The 19,394-nt window shown below is 68.9% G+C and carries 18 protein-coding genes and 1 tRNA gene; 5 read left to right on the forward strand and 14 right to left on the reverse strand.

Annotated elements, in window-relative coordinates; all coding sequences use genetic code 11:
• Nucleotides 1-332 (reverse strand): acyl-CoA carboxylase subunit epsilon (locus CA984_RS47390; protein ID WP_207621107.1); only part of this gene is annotated, 332 nt, incomplete at its 3' end.
• A gap of 311 nt (nt 333-643) precedes the next feature.
• Between CA984_RS47390 and CA984_RS30555 the strand changes: the two genes are divergently transcribed.
• Nucleotides 644-913, forward strand: coding sequence for a hypothetical protein (locus CA984_RS30555; RefSeq protein ID WP_086576964.1), 270 nt, complete (start codon nt 644-646; stop codon nt 911-913).
• 253 nt (nt 914-1,166) lie between these two features.
• The gene (locus CA984_RS30560) at nt 1,167-1,448 is read left to right on the forward strand and encodes a tetratricopeptide repeat protein (RefSeq protein WP_086576965.1); all 282 of its coding nucleotides are present in this window, start codon (nt 1,167-1,169) and stop codon (nt 1,446-1,448) included.
• 420 nt (nt 1,449-1,868) lie between these two features.
• Here CA984_RS30560 and CA984_RS30565 read toward each other — a convergent pair whose 3' ends face one another.
• The 3 genes from CA984_RS30565 to trpD form a co-directional block, all read right to left on the reverse strand.
• The gene (locus CA984_RS30565; RefSeq protein WP_086576966.1) at nt 1,869-2,498 is read right to left on the reverse strand and encodes a class I SAM-dependent methyltransferase; all 630 of its coding nucleotides are present in this window, start codon (nt 2,496-2,498) and stop codon (nt 1,869-1,871) included.
• Nucleotides 2,499-2,644: 146 nt separating this feature from the next.
• On the reverse strand, nt 2,645-4,720 hold the full coding sequence (locus tag CA984_RS30570) for a glycosyl hydrolase family 28-related protein (RefSeq protein WP_108724636.1): 2,076 nt from the start codon (nt 4,718-4,720) through the stop codon (nt 2,645-2,647).
• 821 nt (nt 4,721-5,541) lie between these two features.
• Nucleotides 5,542-6,600 carry an anthranilate phosphoribosyltransferase gene (gene trpD / locus CA984_RS30575; protein WP_086576967.1) on the reverse strand — a complete coding sequence of 353 codons (1,059 nt, stop codon included), beginning with the start codon at nt 6,598-6,600 and terminating at the stop codon, nt 5,542-5,544.
• Between the two features lie 392 nt (nt 6,601-6,992).
• Between trpD and CA984_RS30580 the strand changes: the two genes are divergently transcribed.
• The gene (locus CA984_RS30580) at nt 6,993-7,469 is read left to right on the forward strand and encodes a hypothetical protein (RefSeq protein WP_086576968.1); all 477 of its coding nucleotides are present in this window, start codon (nt 6,993-6,995) and stop codon (nt 7,467-7,469) included.
• 319 nt (nt 7,470-7,788) lie between these two features.
• Here CA984_RS30580 and CA984_RS30585 read toward each other — a convergent pair whose 3' ends face one another.
• From CA984_RS30585 to CA984_RS30620, 9 genes are all read right to left on the reverse strand, one after another.
• A complete protein-coding gene (locus CA984_RS30585) occupies nt 7,789-8,163 on the reverse strand; it encodes a hypothetical protein (RefSeq protein ID WP_133061821.1) in 375 nt (124 codons plus the stop codon).
• 509 nt (nt 8,164-8,672) lie between these two features.
• Entirely contained in the window at nt 8,673-8,966 is a 294-nt protein-coding gene (locus CA984_RS30590; protein ID WP_086576976.1) for a PIN domain-containing protein, read from the reverse strand.
• Nucleotides 8,967-9,086: 120 nt separating this feature from the next.
• A complete protein-coding gene (locus CA984_RS46525) occupies nt 9,087-9,257 on the reverse strand; it encodes a hypothetical protein (RefSeq protein WP_165781475.1) in 171 nt (56 codons plus the stop codon).
• A gap of 319 nt (nt 9,258-9,576) precedes the next feature.
• Nucleotides 9,577-9,648 (reverse strand) — tRNA-Val (locus CA984_RS30595).
• A 32-nt stretch (nt 9,649-9,680) separates the two neighbouring features.
• Nucleotides 9,681-10,628: an ROK family protein gene (locus CA984_RS30600; RefSeq protein ID WP_086576970.1), complete on the reverse strand. Its 948-nt coding sequence runs from the start codon at nt 10,626-10,628 to the stop codon at nt 9,681-9,683.
• A gap of 111 nt (nt 10,629-10,739) precedes the next feature.
• Complete coding sequence (locus CA984_RS30605; RefSeq protein WP_086576971.1) at nt 10,740-11,051, reverse strand: hypothetical protein; 312 nt, start codon at nt 11,049-11,051, stop codon at nt 10,740-10,742.
• Between the two features lie 59 nt (nt 11,052-11,110).
• Complete coding sequence (locus CA984_RS30610; protein WP_031170118.1) at nt 11,111-11,569, reverse strand: peroxiredoxin; 459 nt, start codon at nt 11,567-11,569, stop codon at nt 11,111-11,113.
• An 83-nt stretch (nt 11,570-11,652) separates the two neighbouring features.
• Nucleotides 11,653-12,081 carry a DUF3052 domain-containing protein gene (locus tag CA984_RS30615; RefSeq protein WP_012893470.1) on the reverse strand — a complete coding sequence of 143 codons (429 nt, stop codon included), beginning with the start codon at nt 12,079-12,081 and terminating at the stop codon, nt 11,653-11,655.
• A 123-nt stretch (nt 12,082-12,204) separates the two neighbouring features.
• Complete coding sequence (locus tag CA984_RS30620; protein ID WP_086576972.1) at nt 12,205-12,612, reverse strand: secondary thiamine-phosphate synthase enzyme YjbQ; 408 nt, start codon at nt 12,610-12,612, stop codon at nt 12,205-12,207.
• Nucleotides 12,613-13,076: 464 nt separating this feature from the next.
• On the opposite strand from CA984_RS30620, the gene aceE reads away from it, so the two are divergent.
• The gene (gene aceE, locus CA984_RS30625) at nt 13,077-15,824 is read left to right on the forward strand and encodes a pyruvate dehydrogenase (acetyl-transferring), homodimeric type (protein ID WP_086576973.1); all 2,748 of its coding nucleotides are present in this window, start codon (nt 13,077-13,079) and stop codon (nt 15,822-15,824) included.
• 88 nt (nt 15,825-15,912) lie between these two features.
• A complete protein-coding gene (locus CA984_RS30630) occupies nt 15,913-17,481 on the forward strand; it encodes an alpha/beta hydrolase (protein WP_086576974.1) in 1,569 nt (522 codons plus the stop codon).
• 210 nt (nt 17,482-17,691) lie between these two features.
• Here the strand turns inward: CA984_RS30630 and CA984_RS30635 are convergent.
• The coding region (locus tag CA984_RS30635; protein WP_133061822.1) for a bifunctional serine/threonine-protein kinase/glutamate ABC transporter substrate-binding protein at nt 17,692-19,394 on the reverse strand (1,703 nt) is incomplete at its 5' end.

Below are 19,394 nucleotides of genomic sequence, written 5' to 3' on the forward strand. Positions count from 1 at the left end.
GCTCGAAGGCCGTTGCCTGCCTGGCCGCGTCGGTCGTTCCGAACACCGGCGAAGCCGTCGTCGTCGAACTCGGAGCCGGAGGCGGCGTGATCAGCGACGCGATCCGCCGTCGCCTGCCGCCAGGGGGCCGGCATCCGAGCGTCGTCGCCGACGCCCCGGCGGTTCGGAACGGGCGACTGCCGCATGGACCGAGAGCGGTCGGCCCAGGCGGACGGTCCCGCCTCCACAGCGGCGGCCGAGGACTCGCGCGCGAGCACGACGGCGATGAGCGCCACCAGTTCCTCGGGTGTCGGATTCCCGCGTACCACCCGCAGGAGCGGCCTCTCGCCCATGCCCTACCTCCCGGTTACGCCCTGTCAGGAGGGTCACCTCCGGGCACGGTCGAGCGCAACTCCCTGGATGCGAACTGCGTCGGTGCTGCGCCCCGCATGACGCCTGAACAGGCCGTTCGTGTTCGTCGGCCAGTTCCGCGATCTCGTGGCCAAGACGCCGCGCGCCAACGTGACCGAGCTTCTGACCGGCGCCCACCAGATGGACCGATCGCTGAGCCGCTCGCCCGCGCGCTCCGCCGTGCCGGCCATACCGGTGGAGTCTGACGAGATCCGTTCTTCCCGACTTCCTTCCCTTTCGATACGATCCGGCCGTGGACGAAACCGAGCTGCCCCCACGCGCGCCGCTCGTCCGCTACCTGGACGGCACCGCCTGGCTGAGGGCCCGCCGCCGCGACGACCGCGGCGCCTGGACAGCTCTCGTCTACTGGTCGACGCGGGTGGGCGCCGAGTCCCGCGTCGTCGAGCAGTGGGTGACGTACGAGGACATCGCCTCCGTGGACGGCGAGGACTACAGCTACGTGCCCACCCTGCCTCGCGGGCGCCGCGACCCGGACGGCCGGCCCGCCGTACGCGACGCCTGACCTGGGTCGGCAGCGGCTCCGACCCGTACGGGCTCACCTCCGGCCGGTCACGGCCCAGCACGTGATCGAGATCCTCGGCCCGCCCCCTGAGAACTGAGCGGCCCGGCATCCACGACTCCGTTCATCGAAGGCCGCGAACAGGCCATCTCCACCTGGATGAGGCATGAATGGTGCGAATCACCGGTGAGCCTCCCGAATTCACCGGCGATGACCCGGCCAAGAGGGTGTCTCCGTCGTAGCGTGCGTTCCCACAGTGAACCTGGCCGACTGCCTGAGCGATCTCGGGAAGAGCGGGCCGGGCGAAGCCCTGGAGCAGTGGACCTCGGCGCTGCTGGGTCCCGACCACCCCGCCACCCAGGCGTGCTCGGCGAATCTGGCGATCACCCTCCGGACCGGCGATCGGAGCGAGGAGCCCGGACGGCTGCGCTCCCGCGTCGTCGACGACATGCGCCAGACGCTCGGCGACGAGCACCCGAACGTCGTCGCGGTCTCCCGGCGCCGCGTCGATCAGGATCTCGGACCGCCGTTCATGTGAACGGAAGCGTCCTCTCCGGCAGCTCGGAAGAACGCGTCCGGGAGGCCCGTGTGAGGCTTGGAGGTGTGCGCTCCTGCCCGCGGATCGCCACACCAGTCTCACTGTTCACATCGTCCCCAATTTGGAGTTTCTGCAGGTAAAACACTTGTCAACGGCCCATGACATCGGCATTATCTGGCGTTACGGGCCACCCTGTACCAGTCCGCAGTGCAACCCACAGGCCTGACTGGGATAGGGCGGCCCGTCCATGCCCAGACCCGGCGGTCACGGGCCCAACCGGGCTTCGAGCCGATCCGGCAGCGCGGACGTGGGCCCAGGCGATCTGCTGACGCGCGTACGGCCGTCGCCACCGACTCCGACTCCGGCGCCCGTCCGGGGCGGGGTGGGCGCCGCGCCGGCACATGACAGGCGGCCGGCGGACTACGCGACCCTCCCGGGGGAGGGACAGGACGTCGACGCCGTGAAGACCAGCGCGGGCGGGACGTTGAGCCAGACTGGGCCCAGGACGCCGACGGTGGTGAAGGTGCCCTTCAGGAGTGCGCGGAACTGCCGGAACCGCCGGAACGGCATCGCGGCCAGCGTGATGACGGTGCTGAACGTCCCGCCCACCGCGAGCACGGCCGAAACCTCGTCCAGAATGCGCTTCTGATGCTGTTCGTCGAACAGGGTCCAGGGGAGCGAGGAGACGACCGCGTCGACCTGTGTCACCCCGGCCTGTCCCAGGAATTTCCCCAGATCGCCCGCGTCGCCGGGGATCACTTCCAGCCACGGGCGGCTACGCCGCAGGTGGCGGACCATGCCGTCGTTGAGCTCGACGGCGATCTGCCGTCCGCCCGGCGGCAGGCGACGGCGGATCGCGTCGCTGATCACGCCGCCTCCGGCTCCGAGTTCGACGACGACGGCTTCGCCGGTGTTCGGAACGACCGACGCGGCCAGGCAGGCAACGGCCTTCGAGCTGGGCGCGATCGCGCCCAGCTGGTGCGGATTACGTATGATCGCGCCGAGGAAAGTGCGGGTGTCGCCGTCGGCAGGAAGGGTTTCAGGAACCATCGGCACCTTATTCCCCCAGTTGAGAGCGTTATGCCAGGTTGGTGATCCTGCTGGCCGATGATCTCCCGAACCCGGGGACCAGGCCGATCGCCTCCGCGGCGGAAGTGACGGCCTTGGCCGTCACTGGAATGCGTCCCGGTGGAGTGTCACCACGGGGACGGTGCCGGCGGTGCGACGACCGGCGGACGATCGTCGCAGGTGATGGTGTTCGGCAGCTCCCACGGGGCGAGCCAGGGCCCGGTGGTGCCGCCCCCGTCGTTGCCGCCGAGGTCCGTCAGCGAGAACTCCGAGCCGGTGGACGGGAAGTTGAACGACCCGCAGTTGTTGACGCCGACCGCGCCGACGTTGCGAGCGTCCACGTTCTCGAAAGACGCGGCCCCCTTCACACGGGCGCTGACCACCGAGGTGCCCGTGCCGTCGACCCTGGTGTCCTTGAAACGGACGTTCGTGATCGAGTACAGGTCCTTCACCGGCCAGTCACTGACCAGCATGATCGCGTTGTAGGTGCTGTCGAGGAAGTGGTTCCCGACCACCTGGATGTCCGCGTCGATGTTCCTGTCGAGGGCGTAGAACCAGATGGCCCCCAGGCCGATTCGCCAGTTCAGCTCGTAGGTTCCGGCGCGGGCCGTGGTGTTGCCGGTGATCCGCAGGTGCCCGGTGAACGGCTCGGCGCCGAAGCGGGACCCGACGTGGATGCCGCTGCCCTCGCGGATCGGGTCGGCGATGAGGTTGTTGGAGACGGTGTTGTCCGTACCGCCGTAGACGGCGATGCCGTTGGCGAGGACCGGCGTCTGCACGGTGTTGTGGTCGAAGGTGTTGCCGGCGTTCGCGGTCTTCTCGGACCACATGGCGAGGCCGTCGTCGCCGGTGTTGCGGACGAAGTTGTTCGACACGACCGAGTCCGTGACGCCGGTGTGGAAGTTGAGCGCGTCGGCGATCTGGTCGACGACGACGTTGTCCGTGATCCGCAGGTTCGTCATCGGCCCGTCGAACCACATGCCCACCTTGGTGTGGCGGATGTGGAGGCCGTCGATGGTCGAGTCGGTCATCGCCCCGCCGATCCCGTTCACCTGGTCGGTGTCGATGCGCTCGCGGACGTCGCCCTCGATCGCGAAGCCCGACAGGTGGACGTTCCTGCTGCCGCCGACCGCCGCGTCCTTGCCGTAGAAGCCGACGCCGGTGTGGACCGAGCCGTCGGGGGCCGGGGCGGGCAGGACGACCTCGCGGCCCTTGATGATCGTGTACCAGCTGCCGGCGCCCCTGATCGTCACGTTGTCGACGATGATGTGGCGGTTCACCTGGTACGTGCCCGGCGGGAGGTAAACCTTGAGATGCCTGCGCTGCGCGAAGGCGATCGCCCTGTCGAACGCGTCGGCGGAGTCGCGCTTGCCCGACGGGTCGGCGCCGAACGCCAGCACGTTCGCCGCGACGAGGTCGACGTGCGGGCGGCCGACGAGCTCCGAATCGAGCAGGTCGATGACCGTCCACGCGGCGTTGCTCCCGGCGGGGACCGTGAGCCGTACCTTGTCACCCGCACGATACGTCCGGCCGAACAGGAGGCGCTGCTCGTCGTAGAAGTGGCTCGGCCGGAACGGCGTCGTGATCACCGGAGGCGGTGTCGTGGCGGCGGGCACACAGGCGCACTCGGTGATCCACCAGTCAGGGTGCAGCAGCCCGGCGTTCGGGTCGTTCGAGAACGGATATTGGTTGTACAGCCACGCGTACTGCGACGTGAGGGTCATGGTCTTCCTGCCCCCGCCGTTCACCGTGACTCCGAGCGGCGCGGTGATGCCGCCGCCGCCGGGCGCGTCCGGGATGCTGTAGCGCACGGTGATCGCGTTGGCCGCGACCGGCAGCGTGAACTCGACGTGCTGACCCGGTGCCAACTTGACCGCCTTACGGCCGGACGCCTCCGCCGGCAGCGTGTACGCGGAGCGGTCCGGACCGATGATCGTGCCGTCCGTCGCCGCGTTCTCCGCCTCCTGCTCGGCGAAGCCGACGTCCGCGCCCCGACCCGCGACGAGCGCCGGGTCGAGGGCTGCGCGCGTCACGACGGGAACGGCGCGCGTCGCGGCCGGAGTCGAGGCACCGACCGCGCCTGTGCCGGCGAGTGCGGTGCCGGTGAACGCTGTGCCGCCGGGCACGGCGCCGAGGGCGGCCGTGGTCACCGCGGCGATCGCCGCCGCGACCCTCCACGGCGGCCTGCTGGACCACCTCGCCACAGCTCCTGTGATGCTCCGTGACATCGAATGCTCGTTTCTCTCGGGGGGCGACCCCCTGAAGACGCCCGGGGCAGAGCGGCGCCATGAGGGTGAGGTGACATTAGGACCCGCGCCCCCCGTTCCACAAGGCCCATGCGAAACAGTTTCATAGTCTTGCTTTTTAGCTGCAGTCTCTTTTTTGTTTCTTGCATCAGCAACGCGAATGGTTGCACACCTTCCGCGCCGCGCGACCAGGCGCGACACGGAACGCCCCCTGGGGGCCGCCCGCGCCGGACGCCCGCCACCGACCCTCGGGTGGTGATCCAGGTCCCAGCAGGCCGGGCCGCCCCTGACCTGGGAGCGGGGAAGACCCCGCAGGGCATCCGCAACGCCGAGAACCCCGGGCGCGCAATCATCAGCCCTCGCCCGCACGGCCGGCAGCCGTAAAGCTCAGGCGTGCATGGGTGGCGAGTCAGCACCTCGGCGAGCAGAGGTACGGCGCGCATCGGGCGGCGTGACTCGGTGGAGAAGCGAGCCTCCAGGCCCGGAGCCCGTCGGCGCCGCCCCGTACAGACAGGCCGGATTCATCGACCTCCGGCCGAGTGCGCGGGCGTCTCCAAGCGGACGACGCGTGCGCCGGCGGTCAGCCGATGGCGTGTACCGGCCGGTCCAGGCGCGGATCGAGGTCGGGGCCGGGGAGGCGCGGCCGGCCATTTTCTGTCAGCGTTGCCGGCGGGCGTTCTGCCGGCGCCGCCGACCCTATTCTGTCAGCGCCGCCGCTCTGTCAGCGCCGCCGCTCTGTCAGCGCCGCCGCTCTGTCAGCGCCGCCAGTCGACGTTCTGTCAGCACCGCCGGTCGGCCAGGGACGACGCGAGCTTCAGCCAGTTGCCGAGGGTGGCGGTGGCGCCGCCGCTGTCGATGGCGTTACGCGCTTCCTCCAGACCGGCCGCGAAGGCGTCATGGAGGCCTCCCCCGAGATGGCGGTGGGCGGCGAGGGCTCCGGCCGCGTTGGCGAGGACGGCGTCGCGGGCGGCGCCCGGCTCGCCGGCCAGGACCCGGTGGACGACCGAGGCGTTGTAGGCGGCGTCACCGCCGCGGAGCGCGTCCGGTGTGCTGCGCGCGAGGCCGAAGTCGGCGGCGTCCAGCGTCTCCCGCCGGACGCCGCCGCTGCCTGCGATCCAGACGTCGGTAGGCGCGGCGGTGGTGATTTCGTCGAGGCCGTCCTCTCCGCGCACGACCAGGGCGCTGGTGCCCCGTTCGGCGAGCACCGTCGCCAGGACCGGGGCGAGGGCGGGGTTGGAGCAGCCGACAAGGGCGGCGCGGGGACTGGCGGGGTTGGTCAGCGGCGCCAGGTAATTGATGGCGGTGGGGACACCGAGCGCCTTGCGCACCGGGAGGGCGTGACGGAGCCCGTGGTGGAAACGCGGGGCGAAGGTGAAGCCGATGCCGGTTTCGCGCAGGCACCGGGCGATGCCGTCGGGCGTGAGATCGAGCGGCAGACCCAGAGCTTCGAGGACGTCGGCGGAACCGGCCTTGCTGGACACCGATCGGCCGCCGTTCTTGACGACCGGGGCGCCGGCGGCGGCGGCGACGATCGCCGCCATGGTGCTCACGTTCACGGTGTGGGCGCCGTCGCCGCCGGTACCGACGATGTCGACGACGTCCGCGCCGTCGACCGGGAGGGGCACGACCCGTTCCATGAGGGCGTCGAGCATTCCGCGGAGCTCCGCGGCGCTCTCGCCCTTGGCACGTAGGGCGACCAGGAACCCGGCGAGCTGGACGGGGTCGGCCACGTCGTCCATGACCTGCCGCATGGCCCATCGGGTGTCGTCCGCGGTGAGGTCGTTCCCGCGCAACAGTGCTGCGAGCAGGTGCGGCCAGGAGCGGGCGGGCTCAGTCACTGAGATCCTCTCGATGCGAGGGCGGGCCGGGCGATGCCTCCGAGAGTAGCGATTGGCGCGCGCCGGCTCCACGCGATCCCATGCCGCGATCACAGACGCCGGACCCCGCGCACGGCTGTGTACAACGTGGTTCAGCGCTCGCCGGCGGCAGTCGGGATCCGCCCCGAGGAAACGGCCTCAGGACACCGCGTCCTCGGTGAGGCGCATACAGCCGGCCGGGGAACCGGTCCCGTCAGCTCGTTCGACATCCGCGAGTCGGAACAGCTACCGCGTGAGTTCCCAGGCGTGTGTGGCGTCGCAGCTTAAACCGACCTTCAACAGCAAGAGGGTCGGTCTGAACGTCCGCACGGAAAGCCCTCCCAGCGCCGGAGCGGCCGTGATCCACTGGCGGGATGGAGAGTGCGATCACAAGCCTCATCGCCATTGCCGGAACCCTGCTCGGCGTCGCGGCCAGCTACGTCTTCCAGTTGCGTAGCGCGAAGCAGGCGCGGCGGTTCGCGCGGGAGGACCGGTTATGGCAGGAGCGTCTGATGGCCTACAGCGCTTTCGCCGAAGCCGTGACGGCATTCCGTAAGAGCCAGAACGATCGGTGGCATCAAGCGCAGGAGAACCCGGCGGGCAGCGCGGCTCTGGCTGCGCGCGATGAGTCCTATCATCAACGCGCCAACGCGACAGCAGCTCTTTTCCGGCTGCGACTGGTCTGCACCGACGAGAACCTCAGGGATGCGGCGTCGTTGACTCTGAGGCTCACCGAGGAACTTCACGAAGCAGCCGACGAGGCCGATCGGACTGTGCAGGGCCGGAAAGCACGCCGGGCGCTTCGAGACTTCGTGGAGGCGGCGAATGCGCAAATGGTCAGTACTGGCTGACCTCATGGCCGTCGAGTCCGCCGTCGAAATCCTCGGTCTCGACAATCGGTGAGCCGGACAGGATCACCCCGTACGGCGTCCACGAGGAGCATCAAGCACCATACAGAATGAGGTCAGCAGCGTCCGGGAACATGGCCAATCGTCGAACCGGGGGTGAGGAAGGGTGAGCGGCCATCGCGGATTGTCCCCGATGAGACCCGGCAACGTATCGAGTCGTTGCTACTGACGATCGAACGCCGTTACCGCGATCCCGGACGCAAGCAGAGCCTCATTGGGTATGGGGACCGGAAAGTGAACAGGGAGTACGGCAGGCACGAGGTCAGCCGTTCCGCGGTACCCCGCGACCTCTCGGCCCGGCGGCGACAAGGAGTGCGATAACGCTGGCCGCATAGGCGATGGGCGCCAGCGCCCAGACCCCTCCGTCGGGGTGTGTACCGAAGTAGAAGTCCGGTTGGCTGCCGGCGAACATGTCCGCGGTGGCATCCGCCGGCGGAAGGGTTATCGGGAGTTCTCTCAGCACGAGCCCCAGATGGAGCAGGGCCAGGACGCCGCAGATTGCGCCGGTGGTGCCGATCAGCGTGCGAGATCTTTTCATGGCGGCGATGCCTATCAGAAGCGGCAGGACGCCGATGACGAAGACGTCCAGAGCTATGAAGTCCCGGTTCGAGACCCCGGGGAAGGAGGTGGCGAGCATTGCCAAAGGCAAGGGGGGGTGGACCATTCGCCCTCCGTCGTTGCGAGCAACGCCCACGGCACCAGCGAAGCGCTCACTGCCACCACGAAACACGCCCACGAGCGATGGCTTGTTAGCGTGTTCTTCCGCATCAGCATCGGGAGATCGTATAGGACACTTCCGGAGGTGCCCCTTGGGCAGACGGCCCACTCCGAAAACAATCATGTTCTCAGACACGGCCGACCTCATACTGTTAGGAGTTCTAAGCGAGGTGTGCCTGAACGATGCAGCAGAGAGGGCTCAGTCGAGAAACAAAGCCCTTGACCTGTCTTGGCAGGCCAGGGGCTTGTGGTGGGCGCTACTGGGTTCGAACCAGTGACATCTCGCTCGTAAGGCGATCCGAACGGGACCCCGAGCAGGGCTGATATCGCCTATGACCTGCGAGTACAGTTCTCGGCCGTCCACTGACGTCCGACCTGGTCCGTGGTCGTTGTCACTCAGTTAGTCACTCAGGTGCGGCATGCCACCGGTCAGTCCGGCAGCAGCCTGAACGCCGATATATGACGAGGCCGGACCACTCTGAAGTGCCTATGGTCCACTGTGGCGATCTCCTTCAGCCCGAGACGTTCAGCGATGGTGGTCACCGCCGCGTCGACGGGCCCCAGCGGCGAGTCGATATAGGTCTCGACGAGCTGAGCCATGCGCGGGAGATCTTCATCCTCCGGTCCGGCCACATGAAACCCGTTGCCACCGAGCGATTTGAGGAACGTCACCTCGGCCCGTGGGCCCACACGAGAGTCAAGGGGGTAGCCGACCTCGCCCATCACCGGAGACGGCACAAGTAGGGGCCTTCCGCCTGCCGGAGGAGTCGCAGACACTCTCGGTGATGTTGGTCCTTCGCATTGCCCCCAGCGAGAAGGACACCCGTGTCACACAGGAGCACGTCAGCGGCCCCACTCCGAACGGAGAATCTCCTCATGCCGCTCGGCGAGATCAGGCTCGGCCTCGAAGGAAGCGACGAACGGAAGATCGCGCTCGGCGCCCTCGTGCTTGTCCAGGCGACCACGGATCAACTCCAGAGCCGGACGCAGCTCCGCCTCAGGCAACCGATCCACCAGATCGCAGTTCCTGACGCATGACGCTCATACCGATGAGTGTAAGTCGTACTTCCTCAAGCGACAGGCCTGTTCGGCCATCCCTCACGAGCTACGCCAAAGGCAGGACCCCAGGTCAGCCTGGGATCTGGCACCAATGTTGCCTTCAGCCCCCGAGGTTCTCGTAAAACCGTCAAGAGAGCGGACTCATCCAAGCGAGGACCGCCTCTCCGAAGCGATTCGCCGGTACAGCGAGCACTCACCGAGCGACGAGGCCCGGCATCTCATCCGAAAACACAGAAGGCTCCGACCTATTACTCCAGGTCAGAGCCATCCTAGGTGGGCACTACTGGGTTCGAACCAGTGACATCTCGCTTGTAAGGCGAGCGCTCTACCGCTGAGCTAAGCGCCCCGGGAATCCCGTCCGACAGACGGGATAACACCTTACGCCACCCGGGGGGATTTCAGCACATCCAATGACCACGTGGCGCCGGCGTCGGGGACTCCGGCCGCGCGCCAGCCGAGGAGGGCCGCGCCGAGCATGCCCGCGTTGACGCCCAGGGCGGCCGGCCGGAGCGGCGGGGCGGCGCGGAATGTCAGGCGCTTGCGGAGGCGGTCGGCCAGCGGATCGGCCAGGAGGGGACCGGCTTCGGCCAGGCCGCCGCCCAGGACGATCGCGGAGGGGTCCAGGAGCAGCGTGTAGGTGGCCAGGGCGAGGGACAGTGCCTCGACCGCGTCGTCCCACACCTCCGCGGCCACAGGGTCACCTGAGACGGTCAGCGCGGCGACCTGTTCGGCCGTGGCGGGTGAGGCGGCCCGGGCGGAGTAGCGGCGGCCGACGGCGGAGGCCGAGGCGTAGGTCTCCAGGCAGCCGATCTGGCCGCAGGCGCATGTCTCCCCCTCGGGGAAGACCGGGATGTGACCGATCTCACCTCCCCATCCGGCGGCTCCGCCGTACGGCTCGCCGTCGACGATCACGGCGCCGGCGATGCCCGTGCCGATGGGCAGGAAGAGGAAGTCGGAGACCTCTCGGCCGGCGCCGAGCACGCTCTCGGCGAGGCCGCCGGTGCGCACGTCGTGGCCGAGCATGACGGGCACGTCGAGCGGGACGAAGTCGGCCGCGGGGACGTCGCGCCAGCCGATGTTGGCGGAGTAGAGCGCCGCGTCGGCGGTGACCAGGCCCGGTACGGCCAGGCCGACTCCCGCGGGGGTGCCGCCGCCGGCGACGGCGAGGTCGTCGATGAAGGACCGGATCGTCCCGACGACGGCGGCGGGTCCTTCGTCGCGCGGGGTCGCCCGGCGGTCGGTGCGGAGGACCTCGCCCGAGCGGGTGACGAGACCGCCCTTCATGGACGTGCCGCCGACGTCAAGGGCCACAACGAAGGAGCTCATGCACGCATCCAGCAGGTCGAAGGGGCAGGGCCGAGCCCGACCTTAGCGCATGGGGATATCGGCAGATCACTCCACATGCTCATAAATGCACTTAATGCCGATATATGAGCATCAATGGACGCGCCCGAGGACGCGGTTCAGGGCGGCCTCGACCTCGTCCGCCAGGCCGGGCGCACAGGGGACCTCGGCCTGTCCGCCGGCCCGCGCCGGTCGCACGGCCCCGCAGGAGCGGCACTCCACCTCGCCGAGCCGGCAGATGAGCGCGACGGAGCCGCACGTGGAGCACGTGTCGAGATCGAGATCGTGCGCGCGCTGGCAGTCCGGGCAGATGAGCACCTGCGTCTCCTGACGCACCCCGCGCTTCCACGGGCTGGCACCACGGATCGGGTCGCTCTGCCTGGCCCCGCAGGAGAAGCAGGGCATGATCGCCTCCGGAAGGTCGAGACCGGCGGACGCCCCGTGAGCGTCCGCCGGATCACCGCTCAGGAAAGTTCGGCGAGCGCCTTGTGGTAGTCGGCGACGTCGCGTGCCTCCGGGATCGGCTTCACGACGCTCCAGCGGACCACGCCCTCGCCGTCGATGATGAAGGTGCCTCGGATGGCGAGTCCCTTCTCCTCATCGAACACACCGTACGCCTGGGCGACCTGTCCGTGCGGCCAGAAGTCGGAGAGCAGTGGGAAGGTGTAGCCCTCCCGGTCCGCCCAGGCCCGGTGGGTGAACACCGAGTCGACCGAGACGGTCACCACCTGGACGTCCTCGGGCGCGGTGGCGATGAACTCGTCGCGGATGGCGCAGAGTTCACCGTGACAGACGCCGCTGAACGCGAGGGGGTAGAAGATCAAGACGACCCTTCTGCCCCGGTAGTCCGAAAGCTTGACCGGAGTGCCGTGCTGATCCTTCAGCTCGAAATCCGGAGCCGGAGAGCCTACCTCGACTGCCATACCAGAGGTCCTTTCATCGGATGATGGGCGCGCCATCATCCTGCCGTACGGCTCGCGCGAGCCGTACGGCAGGGCAGGTCCCCTTAGCGGCGCGCCTTAGGCGTGGCCAGCCTCGTTCCCGACCAGTCGGGGGCAGCGCTGATGCTGCTGGTCTGCGAGAGACCCGCCGTCGTGGCGTCTTCCCCGATGTCGCTTGGCTCCACGTGCCCGTCCCGCCCCGCTTTGGGGGTGAGCAGCCAGATCTGGCCCCCCTCGCTCAGGTTGGTCAGCACGCTGCTCAGGGCATCGAACAGATCACCGTCTCCGTCGCGCCACCACAGCAGCACGATGTCGACGACGTCCTCGAAGTCTTCATCGACCAGTTCGTTGCCGGTCAGTTCCTCGATGGAGTCGCGCAGATCGTCATCGGCGTCCTCGTCCCATCCGATCTCCTGCACCACCTGACCCGGCTTGAGACCGAGTCGTTCGGCCAGGCTGCGTTCGCCCTGCGCCTGACCCGCGGTCGCGCTCACGTTTGTCCCTCCTGCTTGAATGGCCCCGCGATTGCACGGCGCTCAAAGTGCTTCGGCACAGTCCACACGCTGTGACCCTCGGTCGTCAACGGTCGCCACGGCAACGACTGGGCTACGTATGAATTAGTCCGACAAAAATGACAAACGGACCTGGCGTTCCCGATTGTCGATGTTGAGATCCACAACGGCAATGGACTGCCAGGTGCCCAGTGCGAGCCGCCCGGACAGAACCGGGACGGTGGCGTACGGAGGAATGAGAGCCGGCATGACATGCGACCGTCCATGCCCTCTGGATCCGTGCGCATGCCTCCATCTGTCGTCGGCCGGAAGCAGGTCCTTCAAGGCCGCGATCAGGTCGTCGTCACTGCCCGAGCCGAGCTCGATCAGCGCGACCCCCGCGGTCGCGTGCGGCACGAAGACGTTCAGCAGACCGTCCCCCCCACACGACCGGACGAAGCTCTCGCACTCGGCGGTGATGTTGTGCACCCGCTCGCGGGAGCCCGTTACCACCTCGATTGTCTGAGATCTCACATACCCGATCCTACGATCCATCCTGAGCTGGGACGACGACAGCGCGCAGTCCGGGTGGCACCGGATACGCACATCTGCCGCCGAACCGCACCGTACAAGGGGGTGCGACCTCGATGCCGACCGGATTAAGGATCTTTCTTTACCGGATCGGTAGACCGGGGCGCGCCCTCCCCGCGCCGGCACGCCGCGACAGAGTCGGTATCCGGAGCCCCACGGACCCCTCCCACCTCCTCCGGCACCGCGGCCTTCCGGATTCGTACGGCCCAGCCCTCCAGAATGAAGGGGCATGGATGTAACCTTTGGTGGCTATTCGTCCTACCATCGGTGGTCTAGGCCACTTACAGGCCCCTGCCAGCAGGGACCTCCTGGTTACCGGTCAGTAGAGATGCACTTTCCGGGGTAAGAGACCAGGATGGAAGACGACCTACACCAGACAAAAGTCCATCCTCGGAAGGCGAGACCCAGTGGCTTCCGGACGCCAGCGTTTCTCGGTCATCAGCGACGGCCTACCCAGCCAGCTCCCTGATGTCGACCCCAGCGAGACCCAGGAGTGGCTCGAGTCGCTCGACAACGTCATCAAGACGGAAGGTCGCACTCGGGCCCGTTATTTGATGCTTCGCCTGTTGGAGCGGGCCCGCGAGAACCAGGTCGGGGTCCCCGGCCTGCGCAGCACCGACTACATCAACACCATCCCTCCGGAGCGAGAGCCCTGGTTCCCTGGCGACGAGTACGTCGAGCGCCGGATCCGTGCCTACATCCGGTGGAACGCGGCCGTCATGGTGACCCGGGCCAACGCCCGCACCAACGTCGGCGGCCACATCGCGACCTACGCCTCGGCCGCGTCGCTCTACGAGGTGGGTTTCAACCACTTCTTCCGCGGCAAGGACCACGGCGAGTCCGGGGACCAGGTCTTCATCCAGGGCCACGCCGCACCGGGCATCTACGCCCGGGCGTTCCTGGAGGGCCGCCTGAACGAGGCCCAGCTCGACGCCTTCCGGCAGGAGCTGTCGCACGGCTTCAAGGGCCTGCCCTCCTACCCGCACCCGCGTCTGATGCCGGACTTCTGGGAGTTCCCCACCGTCTCCATGGGCCTCGGCCCGATCGGCGCGATCTACCAGGCCCGGTTCAACCGCTACCTGCTGAACCGGAAGATCAAGGACACCAGCCGCAGCCACGTCTGGTGCTACCTCGGCGACGGCGAGATGGACGAGCCGGAGTCGCTCGGCGCGATCGGCCTGGCCGCCCGCGAGGAGCTCGACAACCTCACCTTCGTCATCAACTGCAACCTGCAGCGTCTCGACGGCCCGGTGCGTGGCAACGGCAAGATCATCCAGGAGCTGGAGTCCTACTTCCGGGGCGCCGGCTGGAACGTCATCAAGGTCGTATGGGGCCGCGACTGGGACCCGCTGCTGGCGGCCGACGTCGACGGCGTGCTGGTCAACAAGATGAACACCGTCCCCGACGGCCAGTTCCAGACCTACTCCGTCGAGAGCGGCGAGTACATCCGGGAGAACTTCTTCGGCGGCGACCCCCGGCTGCGCAAGATGGTCGAGCACCTGTCGGACGAGGACATCCGCAAGCTGTCGCGCGGCGGCCACGACTACCGCAAGGTCTACGCAGCCTACAAGGCGGCCCGTGAGCACGTCGGCCAGCCGACGGTCATCCTCGCCCAGACCATCAAGGGCTGGACGCTGGGCAAGGACTTCGAGGCGCGCAACGCGACGCACCAGATGAAGAAGATGTCCAAGGCCGACCTGAAGGAGTTCCGCGACCGGCTCTACCTGCCGATCCCGGACTCCGCGCTCGAAGGCGACCTGCCGCCCTACTTCCACCCGGGCGAGAACGACCCCGAGATCGAATACATGAAGGAGCGCCGCGCGGCCCTGGGCGGCTTCCTGCCCAAGCGCGTGATCCGCGCCAAGCCCGTCAAGCTTCCGGGCGACGCCGCCTACGCGCAGCTCAAGAAGGGTTCCGGCAAGCAGAACGTCGCCACCACCATGGCGTTCGTCCGGTTGCTCAAGGACCTCATGCGCGACAAGGAGATCGGCCACCGGTTCGTGCCGATCATCCCGGACGAGGCGCGCACCTTCGGTCTCGACGCGATCTTCCCGACCGCCAAGATCTACTCGCCGCACGGCCAGACCTACGATGCCGTGGACCGCGAGCTGCTGCTGTCCTACAAGGAGTCGACCGAGGGTCAGATCCTGCACGAGGGCATCAGCGAGTCAGGCTCGATGGCCTCGACGATCGCCGTGGGCTCGGCCTACGCCACGCACGGCGAGCACATGATCCCGATCTACATCTTCTACTCGATGTTCGGCTGGCAGCGCACCGCCGACCAGATGTGGCAGCTCGCCGACCAGATGGGCCGGGGCTTCCTGCTCGGCGCCACCGCCGGCCGCACCACGCTGAACGGCGAGGGCCTGCAGCACGAGGACGGCCACACCCCGCTGATCGCCTCGACGAACCCGGCGGCGGTGTCCTACGACCCGTCGTGGGGTTTCGAGGTGGCCCACATCGTCAAGGACGGCCTGCGGAGGATGTACGGCGAGCAGCCGGAGAACGTCTTCTACTACCTGACCGTCTACAACGAGCCCTACCCGCAGCCGGCCGAGCCGGCCGACCTGGACGTCGAGGGCCTGCTCAAGGGCCTCTACCGGTTCGCCGCGGCGCCGGCCGCACAGGGTCCGAAGGCCAACATCCTGGTGTCCGGCGTGGCCGGTCCGTGGGCCATGGAGGCCCAGCGGATGCTGGCCGAGGAGTGGGGCGTGGCGGCCGAGGTCTGGTCGGCGACCTCCTGGGCGGAGCTGCGCCGCGAGGCGCTGGCCGCCGAGGAGCACAACCTGCTCAACCCCGACGCCGAGCAGCGCGTGCCGTACGTGACCCAGGCGCTGTCGGCGGCCCAGGGGCCGTTCGTGGGCGTCAGCGACTACATGCGCGCGGTGCAGGACCAGATCGCCCAGTGGGTTCCGGGTGACTGGACCTCGCTCGGCACCGACGGCTTCGGCCTGTCGGACACCCGGTCGGCGCTGCGCCGCCACTTCCACGTGGACGCGGCCTCGATCACGCTCGCCGTGCTCACCCAGCTCGTCAGGCGGGGCGAGCTCGACTCGGCGGTGCTGAGCGACGCGATCGCCAAGTACCACCTGAAGAACGGTGTCACCGAGGCGGGCGGCGCCGAGAGCAACGACACTCAGTCCATGGGACTGTGATCTATGCCGGGCGGGTCCTTCTTTGGAAGGCCCCGTCCGGTTAGTGTTGAATCGCTCCCCCCGGCGAACAATACGAGGGGAGCACTCCGTGCGAAGAATCCTGACGGCCGCCACCGTGACGGCGGTCCTGTCCACTGCGCTGGCCGCCTGCGGCGGCGGCACCTCGCCCAGCGGGTACGGTGCCGCCGGCGGTCCCTCCACGCCGGGGTCCGTCCAGAGCTCGGCACAGGGCTCGGTGCAGCCGTCGGGCACGATCGCCTGGGGCCCGTGCACCGACATCGAGCGTCCTGACGGTCAGGCTCCGGCCAAGCCCGACCCCAACCTGCAGTGCGGGACGCTCAAGGTCCCCCTCGACTACGCCAAGCCCACCGCCGGGACAGTGGACATGGCGGTGATCCGGGCCAAGGCCACCGGTCCCGGCGAGCGGATCGGCTCCCTGGTCTTCAACTTCGGCGGCCCCGGCGGGTCCGGTGTCGACACCCTGGCCCAGGCCGTCAAGGTCTTCGGCACCCTGCGCGCCCGCTACGACCTGGTCAGCTTCGACCCGCGAGGGGTGGAGCGCAGCGACGGCGTCCGGTGCGGCGACAACAGGATCATGGACAGGTTCACCTCGATGAACAGCGTGGCCACCAGCCCGGCGGAGCAGGCCGAGATGGACAGGATCATCAAGGACTTCGTCAACGCCTGCCGGCAGACCTCCGGCGAGGTCCTGCCCTACGTCGGCACGGTGAACGCCGCCCGCGACATGGACCGGCTCCGTGAGGCCCTGGGCGACAACCGGCTCAACTACTTCGGCATCTCGTACGGCACGCAGCTCGGCGCGGTCTACGCCACCGAGTTCACCGAGAACGTGGGGCGTTTCGTGCTGGACGCCCCGCTCGACCCCAGCGTCACCCTGGCGCAGCGCACGCTGGTCCAGACGTCCGGGTTCCAGAACGCCTACGAGTCCTTCCTGAAGGACTGCGTCAAGGGCCCCGGCCAGTGCGAGGTCGGCGCCGACGTGACCATCGCGAACAAGAACGTCGACAACTTCCTGGCCGACCTGAAGGACAAGCCGCTGCAGGTCGGCGACCGCAAGCTCACCCAGGGACTGGCCAGCACCGGCATCGCCGCCGCGCTGTACTCCAAGCTGAGCTGGCCGCTGCTGGAGCAGGCCCTGAGCCAGGGGTTCACCGGCGACGGCCGGATCCTGTTGGCCCTGGCCGACAGCTACAACGGCCGCAAGCCCGACGGGTCCTACTCGACCCTCATGAGCAGCTTCCCGGCAATCAGTTGCGCGGACACCGCCGAACGGCCCACCCCGCAGGAACTGGCCAGGATCGAGAAGGCGGCGTTGAAGATCTCGCCGCTGTTCGGCAGCGCGGGGCTGGGGACCATCTGCCGGGTGTGGCCGGTTCCGGGCAGTGACCAGGCCAGGAAGGTGAACGCCACCGGCTCGGCGCCCATCGTGGTGGTCGGCGGCACCGGCGACCCCGCCACGCCGTACGAGTGGGCGCCGAGGATGGCCGCGGAGCTCGGGAGCGGCGTGCTGGTCACCTACAAGGGCGAGGGCCACGGCGCGTACCTGTCCGGCGACACGTGCGTGAAGAAGGTCGTCGACGGCTACCTGCTCGACGGGAAGACTCCCTCGAAGGGCACGACCTGCCCCGCGTCCTGACCCTGACATCAGCCTGCCCCGCGTCCTGAGTCCTGAGCGCCCTGTCCCACGTCCTGAGCGCCCTGTCCCACGTCCTTAGCACTCTGTTCCGTGTCCCTAGCGGCCTGCCCGGCGTCCTGAGCCGCGGTGGGGGACGGCGTTCCTCCCGCACCGCCTGCGGTGGCGGGCCGTCCGCCGGGGGCGGTGCGGCCCGCCACCGGGCCGTGCCGGCTACCGGCAGTCCTCCAGCCGGGGCAGGTCGGTCTCGAAACGGAACCCGACCCTGCCGAAGTTGCGTTCGAGCAGCGCCTGCATGGTCCCGTCGGCGTACATGGCCCCGATCGCCCCGTTGATCGCCTGGCAGGCCCGGGGATCGCCGGATCGCAGGGCCACGCCGTACCGCTCGGTGGTGAGCCGGATCCCGGCGATCTTGAGTCCCGTCCCGCGCAGGCGGGCGCCGAACCCGGCGATCAGCACGTCGTCACCGGGCAGGGCGTCGGCCCTGCCGTCGGCCACCCGGTTCGCGCACTTGGAGGTGTCATCGTCGTGGACGGCGACGAAGGTGACGCCCATGTCGCTGATCATGGAGCCGGTGCTCTGGCCGGCCGCCAGGCAGAGCCTCTTGCCGCGCAGGTGCTCCACTTCGGAGATCTTCATGCCGGCCCGGACGAGCACGTCGCGATGGGCCACGTAGTAGGGCCCGGCGAAGGCGACCCGGCTGCGGTCGGCGCTGTCGATCGAGAGGTTGGCGATCACGAGGTCCACCTTGCCCCGCTCGACCGCCGCCTCCCGGTCGGCGTAGCCCACGGGCACGAACCTGACCTTTCCCTCGGGCACCTTCAGCGCCCTGGCGATGTGTTCGGCCACCTCGACCTCGAACCCGGTGGGCGGGACGCCCAGTGAGACCCCCGGTAAGCCGTTGCGGTAGCCCACTTTCAGCACGCCGCCGGCCTTGAGCCGGTCGAGCAGGGGCGAGCGGGCCGCGCTCTCCGGGGCCGGGGTGGAGGCGCCCGGCCCCGGGTGAACCGGTCCGTTCCCGCCGAAGGCGGGGCCGAACCGGACGACGGCGAAGGTGGCGGCCAGGCCGATGACCGCCGCGGCCACGGCCGCGGTCATCCGGCGGCGTCGCCGGCTCCTGGGCCGCGCCTCCACCCGGGTCAGGTCGACCGTGGCGGCCTGGGCGCCCTCGGCCAGCACCTCCTCGGAGGCCTCGGCCTCGTCCACCGGATGGCCGAGCAGGCGTTTGAGCACCTCGTCAGCGGTGGGACGGAGCCTCTGGTCCTTGTTCAGGCAGGAGGCGACGGTCGCGCGCAGGTCGTCGGGGAGGGCGCTCAGGTCGGCTTCGTGGTTGATGACCCGGTTGAGCGTCGCCACGATCGTGTCGCCGCCGAAGGGCGCCTTGCCGGTGGCGCTGAAGACGATGGTGGAGGCCCAGGCGAACACGTCGGCGGGGAGACCGACGCGCTCGTCGGCGATCTGCTCGGGCGCCATGTAGGCGGGGGTCCCGACCGCGCGGGTGGTGATCGTCCCACTCTCGTCGATGATCTTGGCGATGCCGAAGTCGACGACCCGGGGGCCGTCCGTGGCGAGCAGCACGTTGTCGGGCTTGAAGTCACGGTGGGCGATCCCGGCGTGGTGGATCGCGGTCAGCGCGGTGGCCGTGCCGATGGCGAGGCGTTCGAGCGCCTCCCCGCTCAGCGGCCCGTCCCGCTCGACGACCTGGCGCAGCGAGGGCCCGTCGATCAGCTCGCTCGCGATGTACGGCGCTTCGCCGTCGAGGTCGGCGACGAGCACCCGGGCCGTGCAGAAGGCCGCGACCCGCCGGGCCGCCGTGAGCTCGCGGGCGAAGCGGGAACGCGCGTGGGCCTCACCGGTGAAGCGCACGTGCAGCAGCTTGATGGCGGCGCGCTCCCCGTCCTCGGACTCCCCGAGAT

The organism is Streptosporangium minutum (genome assembly GCF_002149035.1).
In the GTDB taxonomy this organism is placed as follows: Bacteria; Actinomycetota; Actinomycetes; order Streptosporangiales; family Streptosporangiaceae; genus Streptosporangium; species Streptosporangium minutum.